We start from the raw sequence: 16,454 nt of genomic DNA, 5'->3' as shown, positions 1-16,454 counted from the left end.
CGCCGCCCTCGGCCGGGACCGCCGTGGTCGGGCCCGCCGAGGCGACCGCACCCGTGGCGGCGCACCGGCAGGCGCGGGGGCCTCGGCGCGGGAGGGCGCGCCGCCGCCCCCTCGCCGAACGCCTCGCCCCCTACGTCCTCGTGGCGCCCGCGGTCCTCGTCATCGCCGGCCTGCGGCTGTATCCGCTCGCGCTCGGCGTCAACTTCTCCTTCACCGGCGACGGCGACCGCAACGGCCAGGCCGTCGGATGGGACAACTACGCGATCCTGTTCGACGACCCGCTGTTCACCGAGTCCATGCGGAACGTGGGCCTGCTCGTGCTGCTGCTCCCTGTGGCCGTGCTGATCCCGGGTCTCCTGGCGACGTTCATCTACCTGCGCGTGCCCGGGCACCGGGTCTACCGGAGCGTCTACTTCTTCCCCGCCGTGCTGTCCCCGGTCATCATCGGCGCGATCTTCAACCTGCTGCTCGCCTTCGACGGGCCCGCCAACGCCCTGCTCGGCGCCGTCGGGCTCGGCCCGGTCGACTGGCTCGGCGACCCCGGCGTCGCGATCTACGCCGTCGTCGCCGTCCACGTCTGGGCGACGTTCGGGATGGCGCTGGTGGTGTTCCTCGCCGGGTTCGCCACGCTCGACGCCTCGCTCATCGACGCCGCCCGCGTCGACGGGGCTTCACTGCCGCGCGTGATCCGGCACGTGATCGTCCCCGGGCTCTCGCGCACGATCCAGTTCGTCGTCGTCACCACCATGATCGGGATGCTGACCTCGATGTTCGGCCTGATCTACGTCATGACCGGCGGCGGACCGGAAGGCTCGACCTACCTGCCGGAGTACTACATCTGGTTCCAGCAGGGCCAGATGAGCCGCCCGGCGCTCGCCTCGGCCGCGTCCACAGTGCTCTTCTGCGTGATGCTCGCGGTCGGGCTGCTGCAACTGGCCATCCTCCGACGCTCCGGAAGGGAGGACTGATGGCACCGGTCCGCGCCGGCAGATGGCTCGTCGCCGTTCCCATGGCGGCCTTGGCGATCGCCACCATATACCCGCTCGTGTTCACCGCCAACGTCGCCATGAAGACCCGGCACGAGTACGTCCTCGACCGCTTCTCCCCCGCCGAGGCGCTGCGCTGGGACGCCTTCGCCACCGCCTGGGGCAGCGCCGACATGGGCCGCTACCTCACCAATTCGCTCATCGTGGTCACCGGCTCGGTCGCGCTGCTGCTCCTGTTCGGATCGATGGCAGGGTTCGCGTTGAGCCAGTTGCGGTTCCGGGGCTCGCGCGCGCTGTTCCTCGGCTGCCTCGCGGCGCTGTTCATCCCGTTCCAGGTCATCATGGTCCCGCTCGCCCGCACCATGGGGCAGACCGGGCTCATCGACACCTACCCCGGGCTGATCCTGGCCTACGTCGCGCAGTTCCTGCCGTTCACGGTCTTCCTGATGACCAGCTATTACAGCGGCATACCGGCCGAGATCATCGACGCGGCCCGGATCGACGGCAACTCGACGTACGGGGTCTACGGGCGGATCATGCTGCCGCTGGGCCGGCCGGCCCTGCTCTCGGTGGGCATCCTCAACGCCCTGTTCTGCTGGAACGACGTGCTCATCGCGCTGCTCATGATGCCCTCGGCCGAGCACCGCACCCTGATGGTCGGCGTGACCTCGCTGCGCGGCCAGTACTCGGCGGACATCCCGACCTTCGCCGGGGGCGTGCTCATCGCGGCGGTGCCCGTGCTCGTGCTCTACCTGTTCTTCCAGCGGCAGATCGCCTCCGGCGTCACCGCCGGTTCCACGAAGGGATGACATGCGGATCACCGGCTACCGGACGCTGACGACGATCCAGGAATGGGCGCGGCCCGTCGGCGACGCCAACGGCGTCCTGGCCGACGGCGTCACCGTCCTCCCGGTCGTCCTGGTGGACACCGACGAGGGCATCACCGGCGTCGGACTGGGATCGCACGTGGAGGTCGCGGGCGTCTTCGCCGCGATCGAGGGCGAGGACCCCCGGAGCGTGACCGCGCTGTACGACCGGATGCTGCGGTACGCCTTCAAGGCTGGGCACGCGGGCGCGGTGTTCGCGACGGTCGGAGCGCTCGACACCGCGTTGTGGGACATCAAGGCGCAGGCCGCCGACGAACCGCTCTGGCGGTTCCTCGGCGGGCGCGACCGGGTCGTGCCCGCCTACGCGTCGGGGCTCGACATCGGCCTCGGCGACGATGAGCTCGTCGCGGCCTACGGCCTCTACGCCGAACGCGGCCTGCGGGCGGCGAAGCTCAAGGGCGGCATGGACGTCGAACAGGACCGGCACCGGCTGTCACTGGTGCGGGAGGTGCTGGCCGAGGCCGGCGGCGGCGCGAGGCCGAGCCTCATGCTCGACGCGAACGAGACCTGGTCGCGCAAGCAGGCGGTCCGCCACGTGCGCGAACTCGAGCGCACCGTGGACCTCACCTGGATCGAGGAGCCGGTGCGGCGCTGGGACGCCGAGGGCATGGCCGCCGTCCACAATGGTGTGAATGCGGCGGTGGCGAGCGGGGAGAACCTCACCGGGCTGGAGCAGTTCCGCCCGCTCCTCAGGGCCGGCGGACTCGACATCGTCCAGACGGCCGCCGTCGGCGGCATCACCCACTTCCTGCGCGTCGCAGCGCTCGCCCACGCGCACGACCTCCCGGTCAGCCCGATCGGCAACATCCCCGTGGGACTGCTGCACGCCGCGACCTCCGTGCCCAACCACCTCGTCAGCGAACTGCAGGACCTGCGGCCGCCCGTCGGGATCGCCGCCGACCTCGACATCGAGGACGGGGCCTTCATCCTCGGCGACGCCCCCGGCCTGGGCCTCACCGTCTTCGAGGAGTCCATCGCCGAGCTGGGCCTGCGCCCGCGCCCCGTGAAGCCCGAAGGACCGGGCGTGCGCCCCGAACGCGCCGGGCTGCGCCTGTTCGCGACCACGCAGCCGACCACCGAGACCGACCGATCCCCTACGCGCCGAGAGCGGGCGGACACCGAGGCACCGCCCTCCGACCGGCGCGTACCCGCCACCGAGCACTGAAGCGCCTCACCGACAACGGAAAGGGAATGCAATGCGGCATTCACCCCCCGGACGCCTCCCCCGCGTCCACGCCCTCGCGGCGGCCCTCCTCCTCGCGGTGACCGGAGCCCTCGCCGGCCCCGGCGCGTCCCCGGCACACGCGCAGACCGCGCACGACATCTACGTCTCCCCCACCGGCAACGACAACAACACCGGCACCTCCGGCCAGCCGCTCAAGACCCTGACCAAGGCGCAGGAGCTCGCCCGGCAGGCCGCCGCCGCGGGCGACGGCGACGTCACCGTCACCCTCATGGACGGGACCTACCGGCTCAGCGCCCCGCTGCGGTTCAACGCGAACGACTCCGGCCGCAACGGCCACACCGTGACCTGGCAGGCCGCGGACGGGGCCGAACCGGTCGTCACCGGAGCCCAGGCCGTCACCGGCTGGGTCCTCGACGACGCCGCGACCGGGATCTACCGGGCCGACGTCGGCACCGGCTTCGACACCCGGCAGCTCTATGTGGACGGCGTCCAGGCGCAGCGTGCGCGCACGGGCATCGCGCCCTCGGACATGACGCTCAACGCCACCGGGTTCACGCTCAACAACGGGAACTTCGACTACCTGGCGTCGCTGCCGAGCAAGCAGCGCATCGAACTCCAGGCCCTGCTGTCGTTCACCAACCGGTTCGCGCCGGTCGAGAGCATCAGCGGGCGCACGGTGACCATGCAGCAGCCGGCCTGGAACAACAACACCTACGGGTACGACGCGATCCAGAACCCGTTCCGCAACCCGCAGTTCTTCCTGCTCAACTCCAAGCGGTTCCTCGACCAGGCCGGCGAGTGGTACCTCGACACGAGCGCCGGGCGGCTCTACTACAAGCCGCTCTCCGGGCAGAACATGGCGAACGCGAAGGTCGAGCTGCCGCGGCTGGAGACCCTGATCGAGGTCGGCGGCACCTACGACCAGCCCGTCCGCGCACTCGAGTTCACCGGGCTCGCCTTCACCGGCACCTCGTGGCTCGACCCGGGGTCGAACAACGGCTACGCGAACCAGCAGACGGGCACCTTCATCACCGGCGTCCAGGCGAACCGCCCCTCCGACGCGTTCACCTCGTGCCGGTCCGGCTGCCGCGGCTTCGAGGCCGCCCGCAACGGCTGGGCGCAGACGCCCGCCGCCGTGCAGGTCTCGGCCGCCGACGGGATCACGTTCGCCGACAACACGTTCACCAACCTCGGTTCGGTGGGCCTGGGCATCGGCAACGACGCCAACGCGCACAGCACCGGCGTCGGACTCGGCGCCAAGAACATCCTCGTCACCGGCAACACCTTCACCGCCAGCGCGGGCGGCGGCATCGTGGTGGGCGGGGTGCGCCCCGACGCGCACCACCCGTCCGACTCCCGGATGCTCAACAGCGACATCGTGATCAGCGACAACAGCGTCCACGACACCGCGCTGGAGTACCTCGACCACGCCGCGATCCTGGGGACCTACGCCACCCGGCTCACGATCGACCACAACTACGTGTCCGACATGCCCTACAGCGGCATCAACGTCGGATTCGGCTGGGGCGCCAACGATCCCGGCGGCAGCCCCGAGTACTTGAGCCGGGGCCTGTACGACTTCCAGCCGATCTACCAGACGGCGACGACCTCGCAGAACGTCCACGTCACGGGCAACCACGTCCGCAATGTCGTGGAGACGCTGTTCGACGCCGGGTGCATCTACTCGCTGTCGGCGCACCCCAACAGCACCGTCAGCGGGAACTACTGCGAGAACAGCGGGCAGCTCGGGATGTACTTCGACGAGGGCTCGCGGTACTTCGCCCTGACCGGCAACGTCTTCCGCAACACGTACGGCCAGTGGGCCCATGCCAACAACCAGAACAGCAACCTCACCGGCGACATGTCCGTGACCGGGAACTACACCACCAACAGCGCGATCACCGGGCTCGTCGACGGCCAGCGCGGCAACACCGTGCGGAACAACACGACGTTCAACGCCGGGTCGATCCCGGCCGCGGCCGCGCAGATCATCGAGGACGCGGGTCCGAACGGGGGCGACGGCGGCGGCAGCGGAACCGGGACATTGCGTTCGGCGGCCGCGAACCGGTGCCTGGACGTGCCGAACCAGTCGACGGTGAACGGGACGCAGGTGCAGATCTGGGACTGCTGGACCGGCGCGAACCAGCAGTGGACCTATTCGGCGGCCGGCGAGCTGAGCGTCTATACGGGTGCGAACCGCAAGTGCCTGGACGCTTCGAACGGCGGCAGTGCCAACGGGACGCAGGTGATCATCTGGTCGTGTCACGGCGGGACCAATCAGCGTTGGAACCGCAATGCCGACGGCACCATCACGAATGCCGCTTCCGGCCTGTGCCTGGACGTCTCGGGTGCGGCGACCGCCAACGGCACGAAGGTGATCCTGTGGGGGTGCAACGGCGGGACCAATCAGCGGTGGACCCTCGGGTAGACCGCATCGGCACGAGGCGGCCCCGGCGACGCGCGCGTCGCCGGGGCCGCCGTCGGTTCGCCTATTCGATCTTCTCGAACCAGAACTCGTGCTTGAGGAACGAGGTGTCGTACTCGTGGCCGGGGTAGGGCGGGATGAGCTGCGAGGCCTGGAAGAGCCGCCAGCCGTCCTTGAGGGCGTCCACTCCGGTCTCGTAGGGCGGCACGTCGCCGTCGCCGGTGGTGGGGTTGGTCCGGCCGGTGCCGTCGTAGTTGGCCCAGGCCAGCACTTCGGCGTCGAGGGCGGAGGTGTTGAGGTAGAGGACGAGGACTTGCTGCTTCATGCGGCCCTCCCGGGGCGGTTGGCGACGCGGGTCGCCCAGTAGTCGATGTCGAACGAGGCGTCGTTGGTGAGTGCGCGCCACATCTTGATGCGGTTGTAGACCTCCAGGCGGGCGGTGGCGTGCTCGCTCCAGGGGTGGAAGACCGAGAGCTCCCGGGCGACGTCCGGGTCGCCGAGGTCGGCGACGTCCCAGGTGCGCACCTGCGGCACGGTCGGGTTGAAGCGGATCTTGTACATGTAGCGGCGGATGTCGGAGTCGTTGCGGCGCCCGCCGTGCCAGATGCCGTGGTGGAGCAGGACGACGGTGCCGGGCGGGCAGGTGAGGCGGGTCTGGCCGCGGAGGTTCTGGTAGCGGCCGGTGTCGGACTCGTTGGTGCGCCGCAGGTGCGACCCGGGGACGGAGAGGGTGCCGCCCATGTCGGTGGTGACCTCTTGGGGGTAGTACATGAGCTGCACGTCGAACGCGTCGATGCGGGTGTCGATGATGGCGTCGCCGTGGAGGGGCTGCGCGCCGCCTTCGTGCGGCTCGCGCACGTGGACGTGGTGGTGGTCGACCGTGGGGTCGGAGCCGAGGAGGCTCTGGAGGGCTCCGGCGACGACCGGGAGGTCCAGGAGCTCCCGCGAGATCGAGCCTTCGGGGAAAGCGTCCTTCACCGGGGTGCCGTAGGCGACGCCGGGCTGCTGGCCGGCGTCGAAGGCGGGGATGGCCCGCTCGTTGAGTTCGGCCGGCACGACCGCGTCCAACCGGTGGAAGCCGTTGGCGACGAACCGTGCCATCTCGACCGAGGTCAGTAGATACTTGGTGGTTGTCATACGACGAGACTAAGAGGTAATCTCCCCCTTGCAATTGGAGGTAATCACCAACTAGTGGTCGGTTTTCACTGTGCAGAACGTTCGACTTCACCTGGACGAGCCCCCGCGGGTCACGGGCGCCGGCATCGGAGTGCACGGCCTGACCGTCGCCGAGGACCTCTTCCGGCTGCCCGAGCTGTGGCAGCTGCACCTGTTCGACTACGAGGCCGACCTGTGGATCGGGGGCACTTTGCACGCGGTCCGGCCGGGGCACGTCAGCCTCATCCCGGCCGGCGTCGAGGCGCGCTTTCGCTACCGGGGCCGGTCCGAGCACCTCTATCTCCACCTCCGCATGGGCGGGCGGGGGGAAGAGGTCGTGACGCCGGCGATGCGGGACGCCGGGTCGGCGGCGCCGATGCTGGCGGACATGTTCCGGCGCGCCATCACCGCCGCCCCGGAGTCGCCGGCGCAGGCGTCCGCCGAGGCGTGGGCGGCGCTGTGGCGCATCGTCCGGTTGCCGCACCAGGAGAACGGTGCGGGCAATCCTCAGGTGGTGACCGCGGCCCTCGCCCACATCGAGCAGCACCTGCCGCTGCCGATCACCGTTCCGGAGGTCGCCGCCGCGGTGGGCGTCTCGCACAACCACCTCACCAGGCTCTTCCGCACGGCCACCGGCGCCACCGTCGTGGCCCACATCCGGCGCCGCCGGCTCGAGCGCGCCGGGCACCTGCTGCGCGAGTCGACCCTGTCCATCCCCGCCATCGCGGCTTCGGTGGGGATTGCCGACCTCCAGGCGTTCAACAAGGCGTGCCGCCACGAGCTCGGCGCCTCGCCCAGGGCGATCCGCCGGGGCCTGGGCACCACGCCCGACGGGCCGGGTTGACCGTCCGCGGTCCTCACTTGTGCTCGAGGAAGGCTGCGGAGCGCGCTCAGTCGCGGCCGACCCAGGTGGCGAGGTCCACCTCGTTGCCCTCGGGGTCGGCGAGCGTCCAGTGCATCGGGGCGAACCGGTCGGTGACGAGCCTGCCGCCGGCGGCCAGCGCCGCGGCGACGCGCGACTCGGCCTGCTCGTGCGGGACGCCGACATCGATGTGGATGCGGTTGCGGCCCTCCCGCATGACGCCCATCTGCTGCACGTAGACCGGCGGGTACAGCCCGTCCGGATCGGCGATGCCGGAGTCGCCGGCCGTCTCGTAGCCGAGCACGGCGCACCAGAACGCCCGGACCCTGTCGACGTCGAGGGCGTCGATCGCGAACTCCCAGGTGCGCGTGGAGCCGGGGTCGGCCCGGACGCCGAGCGCCTCGGCCGCCGCGGAGATCTGCCGGGCCAGCTCGAGGTCGGTGTCGGTCAGCGACCAGCGGTCCTTGGTGATCAGGCGGACCTCGAGCACGGCGGAGCGGAGGTTCAGGTCGGGATGGTGACCGGCGGCCTCGGCGAGACGGCCGATCTCCGCCACGAGCCGCACGCCGGTGGCGAAGTCGCCCGTGCGGTAGAGCGCGAACGCCACCGACCACAGCACCCGCCAGTCGTCGACGCCGCCGGATTCGTGGAACTGCTTCGGAGTGATGGAAACGGTCATGGCGCCATCGTAGGAGCACCCTCCGACAACGGCACCGGTTCGGACAGGCGGCACGGTCGGTGCCGCGTCCGGGACGGAGATTCCTCCGGCCCGGACGCGGAGTGTTCCTAGCTCGCCGCGCAGGTGACGGTGGGCGAGACGGCGCTGCCGGAGGCGATGAAACCCCATGCCGCGGTGCGGGTCTGGCCGGCCGCGACGGCGCCGTTCCAGCCGACGTCGCGGGCGGTCACCGTGGTTCCGGCGGTGCTGACCTGGGCGTTCCAGCTGCTGGAGACGGTCTGTCCGCCCGGCCAGGTCCAGGTGAGCGTCCAGGCGGTGAGGGCGCGCGAGCCGGCGGTGACGTCGACGTTGCCCTGCCAGCCCGAGCCCCAGTCGCCGACGACGCGGACGGCGGCCGTGCAGTCGCCGGAGGGCGGCGGGGTGGTCTCCTCGGGCGGGGTCGTGCCGCCTCCCGGATCCGACTGGTGGAGGCCGAAGAACTCGATGGCGAGCCTGGCCATGCCCGACTGCGGCAGGTTGTGGCCGGCGCCGACGGCGGTGATGGCCTCGACCTGGACGTTCCCGGCGGTGTCGGCGTAGCGCTTGCGCTCCCAGTTCGGTTGCGGCCGATCGGTGGCGGTCGGGTTCTGGCTCAGCCCGAACACGTTCGTCCACTGGTCGACCGCCTCCTGCAGGAGCTGGTACGGGACCAGGTTGTCCTGGCTGCCGTGCCAGAGCTGCACGCGGGGCCGCGGTCCGCTGTAGCCGGGGTAGGCCTGGCGGACCGAGTCGCCCCACGACTGCGGGGTGCGGTCCATGCTGCCGTTGACGCACCTGCTGGTCTGCGGCGGGAAGTCGGCCTCGTTGGCGAAGCAGGTGAACGGCACGCCCATGAACGCCGAGCCGGCCGCGAACACGTCCGGGTAGAGCGCGAGGAGCGCGTTGGTCTCCATCCCGCCCGAGGAGCTGCCGGTGACGAAGACGCGCTCCGCGTCGCCGTTGTACTGCTGCTGGGCGTATTCGACCATCGAGACGACGGATGCCGGGTCACTGCCGCCGCCTCGGGTCTTGGACGCCGCCGACCACACGTCGAAGCAGTTGCCCATCGCCGTCTGCTTGGTGGCGGTGGGGTAGATGACGATGAAGCCGTACTGGTCGGCCAGCGCGGCGAACTCGGAGCCCGAGTAGAACCCGGTCCCCGATCCGCCGCAGCCGTGCATGGCGACGAGGATCGCCGGTTCGGCCGGGCGGACGTCCGGCACGTAGAGGTGCATGCGGAGGTTGCCGGGGTTGTCGCCGAAGTCGGTCACCTCGGTGAGGGCGGCCGCGGCGGCGGGCGGTGCGAGGGCGATGGCGGCCGCGGTGAGCAGCAGTCCGCTGAGGACCGCCGCGAACGCGGCTCTCGTTCGTTTCATGGTGGATGCTCTCCTTCTGTCGTGCCGAGGCGAGTGCTCGCTTCGGCCGGGTCATTCGTCGAATGCGCGACGATCGATACAGCGGTGCGCGGAGTGGTCATCGGGTCAGGTCGGTCCGGTGGGTCTCGGCGGCCGCGCGGATGCACACGGCGGTGAGCAGGCAGCACGCGGCGATCACGATCGACAGGACGAGGGGGCCGGCCCCGCCCGCCAGGAGCGCGGCGAACACCAGCGGTGAGGCGCCCGCGCCGGTGGAGGAGACCTGGTAGCCGAGGGAGGCGCCGGTGTAGCGGGTGCGGGTCGCGAACATCTCGCTGTAGAGGGCGGCCAGGGGCCCGTACATCATCGGGTGCACGACGGCCTGGCCGAGGACCACCGCGAGGGTGAGCATGAGGACCGATCCGGTGTCGATCATCGGGAACAGGGCGAAGGCGAAGGCCGCCATGGCGAGTGCGCCGGTGAGGACGACCGGGCGCCGGCCGATGCGGTCCGACCAGGCCGAGTACGCGGGGATGGCGATCACCGCCAGGGCCGAGGAGAGCGCGAGGGCGTTGAGGACGGTGCCGCGGGGGAAGCCGGCCTCGACGGCGTAGGCGATGGCGAACGCGGTGAGCGTGGACTGCGCGACGAAGACGCCGAAGCCGATCCCGATGGCCAGGAGCAGGTTCTTGGGGTGGTTGCGGAGGACTTCGCGCAGGGGCCAGCGTTCGGCGACCCCGGCGTCCTTCTCGGCGTCCTCGAACACGGGGGTCTCGGCGACGCGCGAGCGCACGATGAGGCCGAGGGCGAGGAGGGTGATGCTGAGCAGGAAGGGGAGGCGCCAGCCCCAGGCGAGGAACTGCGCTTCGGTGGTGCCGGCGGCGACCAGGGCGAGGACCACTGTGGAGAGGACCATGCCGCTGGGCGCGCCCGCGTTGGTGAACGAGGCCCACAGGCCGCGGCGGGTGCGGGCGTGCTCGGCCGACAGCAGGACCGCGCCGCCCCACTCGCCGCCGAGGGCGATGCCCTGGACGATGCGGAGGGCGACGAGCAGGAGCGGTGCGAGGGCGCCGACCTGGTCGTGGGTGGGCAGCAGGCCGATGAGGGTGCTGGCGACGCCCATGGTGGCCATGGTGATCACGAGCATGCGCTTGCGGCCGAGGCGGTCGCCGAAGTGGCCGAAGATGATGCCGCCGAGGGGGCGGGCGAGGTAGCCGGCGGCGAGGGTGCCGAAGCTGGCGACGGTGCCCACGAGGGGGTCCATGTCGGTGAAGAAGACCTTGTTGAAGACGAGGGCGGCGGCGGTGGCGTAGAGGAGGAAGTCGTAGAACTCGATGAGACTGCCGAGGTAGCTGGAGAGGACGGCGCGGCGGAGCTGGCTCCCCGTGGCCGGTTCGGTCCGAGACATGGCGTGCCTCCGGTGGGGTTGGGGGCGGGGCCGGTCGGACGGCCGGTCCCTACAAATTAATCTATGTAAATACATGACGACAGTCAAGGATCTGCATATACTGATTCCATGACGAGTGACATCGGTGAGGTCCGCCCTCAGGGCCTGCTGCTCACCCTCTTCGGCGGCCACGTGCTCGGCCGCGGCGTGCGCGTCGCCACCGGCAGCGTCCTGGAAGTGCTCTCCCGCGTCGGCGTCGCCGAACCCGCCGCCCGGTCGACCCTCGCCCGCATGGCCGAACACGGCCTCCTCAAACGGCACCGGCACGGCCGCAAGGTCTACCTCGGACTCACCCCCCGCTCCCGCGAGATCCTCAACGACGGCGAAGTCCGCATCTGGCGCATCGGGGTCATGGACGACCGCTGGGACGGCACCTGGACCCTCCTGGGCTTCACCGTCCCCGAATCCCAGCGCAGCCAGCGCCACCTCCTGCGCTCGCGGCTCATGTGGGCCGGATTCGGCAGCCTCCAAGGCGGACTGTGGATCGCCCCCTCCCCCGTCGACACCGACACCCTGCTCGAGGGCATCGAGGCGGCCGAGCACGTCAAGGTCTTCCAGGCCCGCGCGCTCGCCCCCACCGACGTGCGCGACCTCGTCGAGAGCGCCTGGGACCTCGAAGCGCTCGCCAAGCACTACCACCGGTTCATCGAGCGGTGGTCGCCCGACACCGACGCCGCCGACCCCCTGGCCCGCCAGCTCCTGCTCACCGCCGAATGGCTGCACCTGCTGCGCAAGGACCCGCGCCTGCCGATCCGGCACCTGCCCGATGACTGGCCCGCCGAACGGGCCCAGCGCCTCTTCCGGCGCCTCCACGCCGAACTCGAGCCCCGCGCCAGGGCCGTCGCGTTCGAAGTCCTGGACACCACTCCCGAAGCGGACGAAGGAGACCACTGATGGACCTCAGCGGCAAGAGCGCGATCGTCACCGGCGCCGGACAGGGACTGGGCCGGGCGTACGCGCTGGCACTGGCGGCGGCGGGCGCCTCGGTCGTCGTCAACGACGTCGACGCCGAGGCCGCCGAACGGGTGGCCGCCGAGACGGGCGGGAAGGCCGTCGCCGCGCCCGGGGCCGTCGGCCCCGCCGAGACGGCCGAGATGCTCGTGGAGACGGCGATGACGGCGTTCGGACGCCTCGACGGCCTGGTCACGAACGCGGGAGTGCTGCGGGACCGGATCCTGTGGAAGATGTCCGATGAGGACTTCGACACCGTCGTCGACGTCCACCTGCGGGGGACGTTCACCTGCGTGCGGGCCGCCGTGCGGCGGATGCGGGCCCAGGGCGAGGGCGGCCGGATCATCGCGGTCGGCTCCCCGGCCGGGCAGCGCGGCAACGTCGGCCAGACCAACTACGCGGCCGCGAAGGCCGCGATCGTCGGCATGGTCCGCACCTGGGCCATGGAGTGCGCGAGGGATCGGATCGCGGTCAACGCCGTGATCCCGGTGGCCGCCACCGCGATGACCCGCACGATCCCGGCGTTCGAGCCGTACGCGCGGGCCTGGGAGGAGGAGGGCCGGCCGCTGCCCGCGTGGCTGCGCGCCGGAGCCGGCTTCGGCGCCCCCGAGGACGTCGGGGCGCTCCCGGTGTTCCTCATGTCCGACGCGGCCGCCGCGGTCACCGGCCAGGCGATCGGCCTCGGCGGCGACCGGCTCGCGCTGTGGACCCACCCGCAGGAGACCGTCGCCGCCTGCCGCGACGGCGGCTGGGCCGCCGACGACATCGCCGCCTTGTGGCCCAGCGTGTTCGGGCCGCGGGCCGAGACGGTCGGCGTGCCCGCGGTCGAAGCGCCGGAGGAGCCGTGAACCTCGCGGAGCTGACGGCGATCGACATGCACGTCCACGCCGAGATCGGCGAGGACGGGCGCACCTCGCTCCCCGGCGAGCTGCTCGACGCCTCCGCCGCGCACTTCGCCGCGCACGGGCGCCGCAGTCCCACCGTGGACGAGATCGCCGTCCACTACCGCGAGCGCCGCATGGCCGCGGTGGTGTTCACCGTGGACGCCGAGCACGCCACCGGCCGGGCGCCGATCCCGAGCGAGGAGGTCGCGGCCGCGTGCGCCCGCAACGCGGACGTGTTGATCCCGTTCGGCAGCGTGGACCCGTGGCGCGGCGCCGCGGCGGTGCGGGCGGTCCGGCGCCTCGCGGCCGACCACGGGGTCCGCGGGTTCAAGTTCCACCCCAGCCTCCAGGCCTTCGACCCGTCCGAACGGCGGTTCTACCCGGTGTACGAGGCGATCGCGGAACTGGGCCTGCCCGCCGTGTTCCACACCGGACAGACGGGCATCGGCGCCGGACTGCCCGGCGGCGGGGGCATCCGGCTCAAGTACTCCGACCCGATGCTGCTCGACGGCGTCGCCGCCGACTTCCCGGACCTGCCGATCGTCCTGGCGCACCCGTCCTTCCCGTGGCAGGAGGAGGCGCTGGCCGTCGCCGTCCACAAGCCGTCCGTCCACATCGACCTGGCCGGGTGGTCGCCGAAGTACTTCCCGCCGCTGCTGGTGCGCTACGCGGACTCGCTGCTCAAGCACAAGGTGCTGTTCGGGTCCGACTATCCGCTGCTCACCCCCGACCGGTGGCTGGCGGACTTCGCGGCGCTCGACCTCAAGGACGAGGTGCGCCCGCTCATCCTCAAGGAGAACGCCGCGCGCCTGCTCGGCCTGAGCGGGGCGGGGTGACCGTGCGCGACTTCGGCATCGGGTCGTGGACGGCGCGCCGGGCCCGCAAGACCCCGCACCGGACCGCCGTCGTCGGCCCCGGCGGCCGCTTCACGTACGCCGAGCTGCACGAGCGGGTCCACCGCCTGGCGCACGGCCTGCGCGGGCTCGGCGTCCGCCGCGGCGACCGGGTCGCCTACCTCGGCCCGAACCACCACACGTTCCTCGAGGCGCTCTTCGCCGGCGGGGTCCTGGGCGCGATCGTCGTGCCGCTCAACACCCGCCTGGCCGCACCGGAGCTCGCGCACTGCCTGGAGGACTCCGGCAGCGAAGTCCTGATCCGCCATGGCGGATCGGTTCCCGGCGCGCAAGTGCGCCGGACGATCGATGTCGGCGGCGCCGGTCCCCTCGGATACGAGGCGCTGCTGGCCGACTCACCGGCGGCCCCGATCGACGAGAACGTGGCGCTCGAGGACCCGTTCGTCATCATGTACACCTCCGGCACCACCGGCCGACCCAAGGGCGTGCTGCTCACCCACGGCAACCTCACCTGGAACGCGGTGAACGTCCTGGTCGACATGGACCTCGCCCACGACGAGGTGACGCTGTGCGCGGCCCCGCTGTTCCACACCGCGGGCCTGAACATGACCTGCCTGCCGACGCTCCTCAAGGGCGGCACGGTGGTCCTGGAGCCCGCCTTCGACCCCGAGCGCGCGCTGCGGCTCGTGGAGGACCTCCGCGTCACGTACATGTTCGGCGTCCCCGTCATGTTCGACGCGATGGCGCGCAGCGCGTCCTGGGCGGGCGCCGACCTGTCGAGCCTGCGGCGCCTCGCGTGCGGCGGCGCCCCGGTCCCGGCCGCCACGATCAGCGCCTACCTCGACCGCGGCATCGTCTTCAGCCAGGGCTACGGGATGACCGAGGCCTCCCCCGGCGTCCTGTTCCTGCCCGCGCAGGACAGCGCCGCCAAGGCCGGGACGGCGGGCGTGCCGCACTTCTTCACCGACGTCGAGGTGGTCGACGCCGCGGCGCGTCCGGTGGCCGCCGGGCAGCGCGGTGAAGTGATGGTCCACGGCCCCAACGTGATGCGCGAGTACTGGGGCCGGTCGGCGGAGACGGCGGCGGCCTTCGCGGACGGGTGGCTGCGCACCGGCGACATCGCCGTCGCCGACACCGACGGCTGTATATCCATCGTGGACAGGGCGAAGGACATGTTCATCTCCGGCGGCGAGAACGTCTCCCCCGCCGAAGTCGAACTGGCGCTGCGCGAGCACCCCGGCGTCGCGGACTGCGCGGTCGTCGGGGTGCCCGACGCGACCTGGGGCGAGGTCGGCAAGGCGGTCGTCGTCCCGGCCGGCGCGCCGCCGGACGGCCCCGCACTCCTGGCGTTCCTGCGCGGCAGGCTCGCCGGGTACAAGGTCCCGAAGTCGGTGGCCTTCGCCGACGAGCTCCCCCGCTCCCCCACCGGGAAGATCCTGCGCAACACCCTGAGAGAGGAGTTCCGATGAGTCATCGCACCGACGGCGTCGCGGCGGTCATCGCCCTGGCCGGCACCGACCTCGGCCGCACCGAGTGGCGTGCGGTCTTCCAGGACCGGGTGGACCGGTTCGCCGACGCCACCGGCGACCACCAGTGGATCCACACCGACCCAGAGCGGGCGAAGACGGGACCGTTCGGCGCCGCCATCGCCCACGGCTACCTCACGCTCTCGCTGATCATCCCCATGTTCGGCGAGCTCCTCGAGATCGGCGGCGTCACCGCGAGCGTCAACTACGGGCTCAACCGGGTCCGCTTCCCGGCCCCCGTCAAGGTCGGCGACCGGATCCGCCTGCACGCCGTCGTGGCCGAGACCCAAGCGGTGGAAGGCGGCGCGCAGCTCACCCTCGACTGCGCCGTCGAGATCGAGAACGGCGCCAAACCGGCCTGCGTCGCCCAAGCGGTCTACCGCTACTACCGTTGACATCCTCTCCACCCTGAAGAACGGAGATTCCCGGCTTGCGGTTCGCCGGTGCGTTCCGGCTACGGGTGGGCTCCCTGTTCTTCCCGCTAGGCGGGGTTTCGGGCAGTGCCGGACACCGCTGGTCTTGCGTGTGCCTCGTTGTCTTCCCATTCGTGGAGGCTGCGGATGGAGACGAGGCAGAGGATAGCGGCGGCGGCGAAGACCGCGCCGGCGATCGCGAACGGTGTCCGGTAGCCGAGTGCGGAGGCGAGCAGGCCGCCCGCACCGGCGCCGAGGGCGAGGCCGATCAGGCCGACGAAACCGCCCAGGGAGCCGACCCGTCCCATCATCGCGTCGGGGGTGGCCCGCTGGCGCACGGTGGTGGCCATGATGTTCCAGACGACCGCGTGCGCGATGTAGACGGCGAGTGCGATCGCCACGACGACGATGTCGGTCGTCAGCGAGATGACGGCGAACGAGACGGCGCCGGTGGCGAGTGCGGCGACGATGGACCAGCCGTAGCCGATCCGCTTGCGCAGCCTGGTCGCGATGAAGCTGCCCAGCAGTCCTCCCAGGGCGGAGAAGGCGAGGAGCAGGCCGTAGCCGGTCCCGTCGAGTCCCAGCTCCTTTTGTGCGTAGAGGACGAGGTAGGAGAACGGGATCATGTAGGCGACGCTGGCGATGCCGCTGAGGGCGATGAGCAGTCGCACGACCCGGTGGCGCATCGCCCACGCGGCGCCTTCGCGGATGTCGGCGCGGATGCTGCCGGAGGGCTTGTCCGTCTTGGCCGGGGCGGTGGTGTAGTCGCCGCGCAGCCGCCAGAAGGCGAAGCCCGCCAAGAGGAAGGCGACGGCGTTGAGCGCGG

General features: G+C 71.4%; 16 protein-coding genes. 10 read left to right on the top strand and 6 right to left on the bottom strand.

What is annotated here, in order from left to right:
• Positions 1–53 precede the first annotated feature (53 nt).
• Genes BLQ63_RS19990 through BLQ63_RS19975 form a run of 4 tightly spaced genes read left to right on the top strand, consistent with a single transcriptional unit; the run spans position 54 to position 5,487 of the window.
• Positions 54–968 carry a carbohydrate ABC transporter permease gene (locus BLQ63_RS19990; protein ID WP_091039424.1) on the top strand — a complete coding sequence of 305 codons (915 nt, stop codon included), beginning with the start codon at positions 54–56 and terminating at the stop codon, positions 966–968.
• Positions 968–1,795 (top strand): carbohydrate ABC transporter permease, encoded by an 828-nt coding sequence (locus BLQ63_RS19985; protein ID WP_091039257.1) that lies wholly within the window; start codon positions 968–970, stop codon positions 1,793–1,795. The genes BLQ63_RS19990 and BLQ63_RS19985 overlap by 1 nt, the downstream gene beginning before the upstream one ends.
• Position 1,796: 1 nt before the next feature.
• Complete coding sequence (locus BLQ63_RS19980; protein ID WP_091039254.1) at positions 1,797–3,038, top strand: mandelate racemase/muconate lactonizing enzyme family protein; 1,242 nt, start codon at positions 1,797–1,799, stop codon at positions 3,036–3,038.
• Between the two features lie 31 nt (positions 3,039–3,069).
• Positions 3,070–5,487 (top strand): RICIN domain-containing protein, encoded by a 2,418-nt coding sequence (locus BLQ63_RS19975; protein ID WP_091039253.1) that lies wholly within the window; start codon positions 3,070–3,072, stop codon positions 5,485–5,487.
• Positions 5,488–5,548: 61 nt separating this feature from the next.
• Here the strand turns inward: BLQ63_RS19975 and BLQ63_RS19970 are convergent, their stop codons facing one another.
• Positions 5,549–5,809: a hypothetical protein gene (locus BLQ63_RS19970; RefSeq protein ID WP_091039251.1), complete on the bottom strand. Its 261-nt coding sequence runs from the start codon at positions 5,807–5,809 to the stop codon at positions 5,549–5,551.
• Entirely contained in the window at positions 5,806–6,621 is an 816-nt protein-coding gene (locus tag BLQ63_RS19965) for a phytanoyl-CoA dioxygenase family protein (protein ID WP_177155024.1), read from the bottom strand. The genes BLQ63_RS19970 and BLQ63_RS19965 overlap by 4 nt, the downstream gene beginning before the upstream one ends.
• Positions 6,622–6,691: 70 nt before the next feature.
• Here BLQ63_RS19965 and BLQ63_RS19960 point away from each other — a divergent pair, with 70 nt between their 5' ends.
• Positions 6,692–7,483, top strand: a complete 792-nt coding sequence (locus BLQ63_RS19960) for an AraC family transcriptional regulator (RefSeq protein ID WP_091039247.1) — start codon at positions 6,692–6,694, stop codon at positions 7,481–7,483.
• Positions 7,484–7,529: 46 nt separating this feature from the next.
• Here the strand turns inward: BLQ63_RS19960 and BLQ63_RS19955 are convergent, their stop codons facing one another.
• The 3 genes from BLQ63_RS19955 to BLQ63_RS19945 all read right to left on the bottom strand — a co-directional run bounded on the left by BLQ63_RS19955 (position 7,530) and on the right by BLQ63_RS19945 (position 10,961).
• Positions 7,530–8,180 (bottom strand): VOC family protein, encoded by a 651-nt coding sequence (locus tag BLQ63_RS19955; protein WP_091039245.1) that lies wholly within the window; start codon positions 8,178–8,180, stop codon positions 7,530–7,532.
• Positions 8,181–8,287: 107 nt separating this feature from the next.
• Positions 8,288–9,574 carry an extracellular catalytic domain type 1 short-chain-length polyhydroxyalkanoate depolymerase gene (locus BLQ63_RS19950; protein ID WP_091039243.1) on the bottom strand — a complete coding sequence of 429 codons (1,287 nt, stop codon included), beginning with the start codon at positions 9,572–9,574 and terminating at the stop codon, positions 8,288–8,290.
• A gap of 97 nt (positions 9,575–9,671) precedes the next feature.
• Complete coding sequence (locus BLQ63_RS19945; protein ID WP_091039241.1) at positions 9,672–10,961, bottom strand: MFS transporter; 1,290 nt, start codon at positions 10,959–10,961, stop codon at positions 9,672–9,674.
• A 108-nt stretch (positions 10,962–11,069) separates the two neighbouring features.
• Here BLQ63_RS19945 and BLQ63_RS19940 point away from each other — a divergent pair, with 108 nt between their 5' ends.
• The 5 genes from BLQ63_RS19940 to BLQ63_RS19920 are packed head-to-tail and all read left to right on the top strand — an operon-like array spanning position 11,070 to position 15,610.
• A complete protein-coding gene (locus BLQ63_RS19940) occupies positions 11,070–11,894 on the top strand; it encodes a PaaX family transcriptional regulator (RefSeq protein ID WP_091039239.1) in 825 nt (274 codons plus the stop codon).
• A complete protein-coding gene (locus BLQ63_RS19935) occupies positions 11,894–12,799 on the top strand; it encodes an SDR family oxidoreductase (protein WP_091039237.1) in 906 nt (301 codons plus the stop codon). The genes BLQ63_RS19940 and BLQ63_RS19935 overlap by 1 nt, the downstream gene beginning before the upstream one ends.
• Positions 12,796–13,671, top strand: a complete 876-nt coding sequence (locus tag BLQ63_RS19930; protein WP_091039235.1) for an amidohydrolase family protein — start codon at positions 12,796–12,798, stop codon at positions 13,669–13,671. The genes BLQ63_RS19935 and BLQ63_RS19930 overlap by 4 nt, the downstream gene beginning before the upstream one ends.
• A 2-nt stretch (positions 13,672–13,673) precedes the next feature.
• The gene (locus tag BLQ63_RS19925; protein WP_091039423.1) at positions 13,674–15,158 is read left to right on the top strand and encodes an AMP-binding protein; all 1,485 of its coding nucleotides are present in this window, start codon (positions 13,674–13,676) and stop codon (positions 15,156–15,158) included.
• Positions 15,155–15,610, top strand: coding sequence for a MaoC family dehydratase (locus tag BLQ63_RS19920; RefSeq protein WP_091039234.1), 456 nt, complete (start codon positions 15,155–15,157; stop codon positions 15,608–15,610). Before BLQ63_RS19925 ends, BLQ63_RS19920 begins: the two co-directional genes overlap by 4 nt.
• 86 nt (positions 15,611–15,696) lie before the next feature.
• On the opposite strand, the gene BLQ63_RS19915 is transcribed toward BLQ63_RS19920, so the two are convergent.
• On the bottom strand, positions 15,697–16,454 hold a 758-nt coding region (locus BLQ63_RS19915; RefSeq protein ID WP_143015002.1), incomplete at its 5' end, for an MFS transporter.

The sequence above is a fragment of the Glycomyces harbinensis genome (assembly GCF_900101745.1).
Classification (GTDB): Bacteria; Actinomycetota; Actinomycetes; order Mycobacteriales; family Micromonosporaceae; genus Glycomyces; species Glycomyces harbinensis.
Note: the sequence above shows the minus strand (reverse complement) of the source record. Positions and strands in the feature narration are given on the sequence as shown.

Bases quoted from the DNA above. Each gene is read 5' to 3' on its own strand.
- BLQ63_RS19975 (WP_091039253.1), top strand. From the start codon at position 3,070: ATGCGGCATTCACCCCCCGGACGCCTCCCCCGCGTCCACGCCCTCGCG.
- BLQ63_RS19940 (WP_091039239.1), top strand. From the start codon at position 11,070: ATGACGAGTGACATCGGTGAGGTCCGCCCTCAGGGCCTGCTGCTCACC.
- BLQ63_RS19955 (WP_091039245.1), bottom strand. From the start codon at position 8,180: ATGACCGTTTCCATCACTCCGAAGCAGTTCCACGAATCCGGCGGCGTC.
- BLQ63_RS19935 (WP_091039237.1), top strand. From the start codon at position 11,894: ATGGACCTCAGCGGCAAGAGCGCGATCGTCACCGGCGCCGGACAGGGA.
- BLQ63_RS19985 (WP_091039257.1), top strand. From the start codon at position 968: ATGGCACCGGTCCGCGCCGGCAGATGGCTCGTCGCCGTTCCCATGGCG.
- BLQ63_RS19920 (WP_091039234.1), top strand. From the start codon at position 15,155: ATGAGTCATCGCACCGACGGCGTCGCGGCGGTCATCGCCCTGGCCGGC.
- BLQ63_RS19980 (WP_091039254.1), top strand. From the start codon at position 1,797: ATGCGGATCACCGGCTACCGGACGCTGACGACGATCCAGGAATGGGCG.
- BLQ63_RS19965 (WP_177155024.1), bottom strand. From the start codon at position 6,621: ATGACAACCACCAAGTATCTACTGACCTCGGTCGAGATGGCACGGTTC.
- BLQ63_RS19950 (WP_091039243.1), bottom strand. From the start codon at position 9,574: ATGAAACGAACGAGAGCCGCGTTCGCGGCGGTCCTCAGCGGACTGCTG.
- BLQ63_RS19970 (WP_091039251.1), bottom strand. From the start codon at position 5,809: ATGAAGCAGCAAGTCCTCGTCCTCTACCTCAACACCTCCGCCCTCGAC.
- BLQ63_RS19945 (WP_091039241.1), bottom strand. From the start codon at position 10,961: ATGTCTCGGACCGAACCGGCCACGGGGAGCCAGCTCCGCCGCGCCGTC.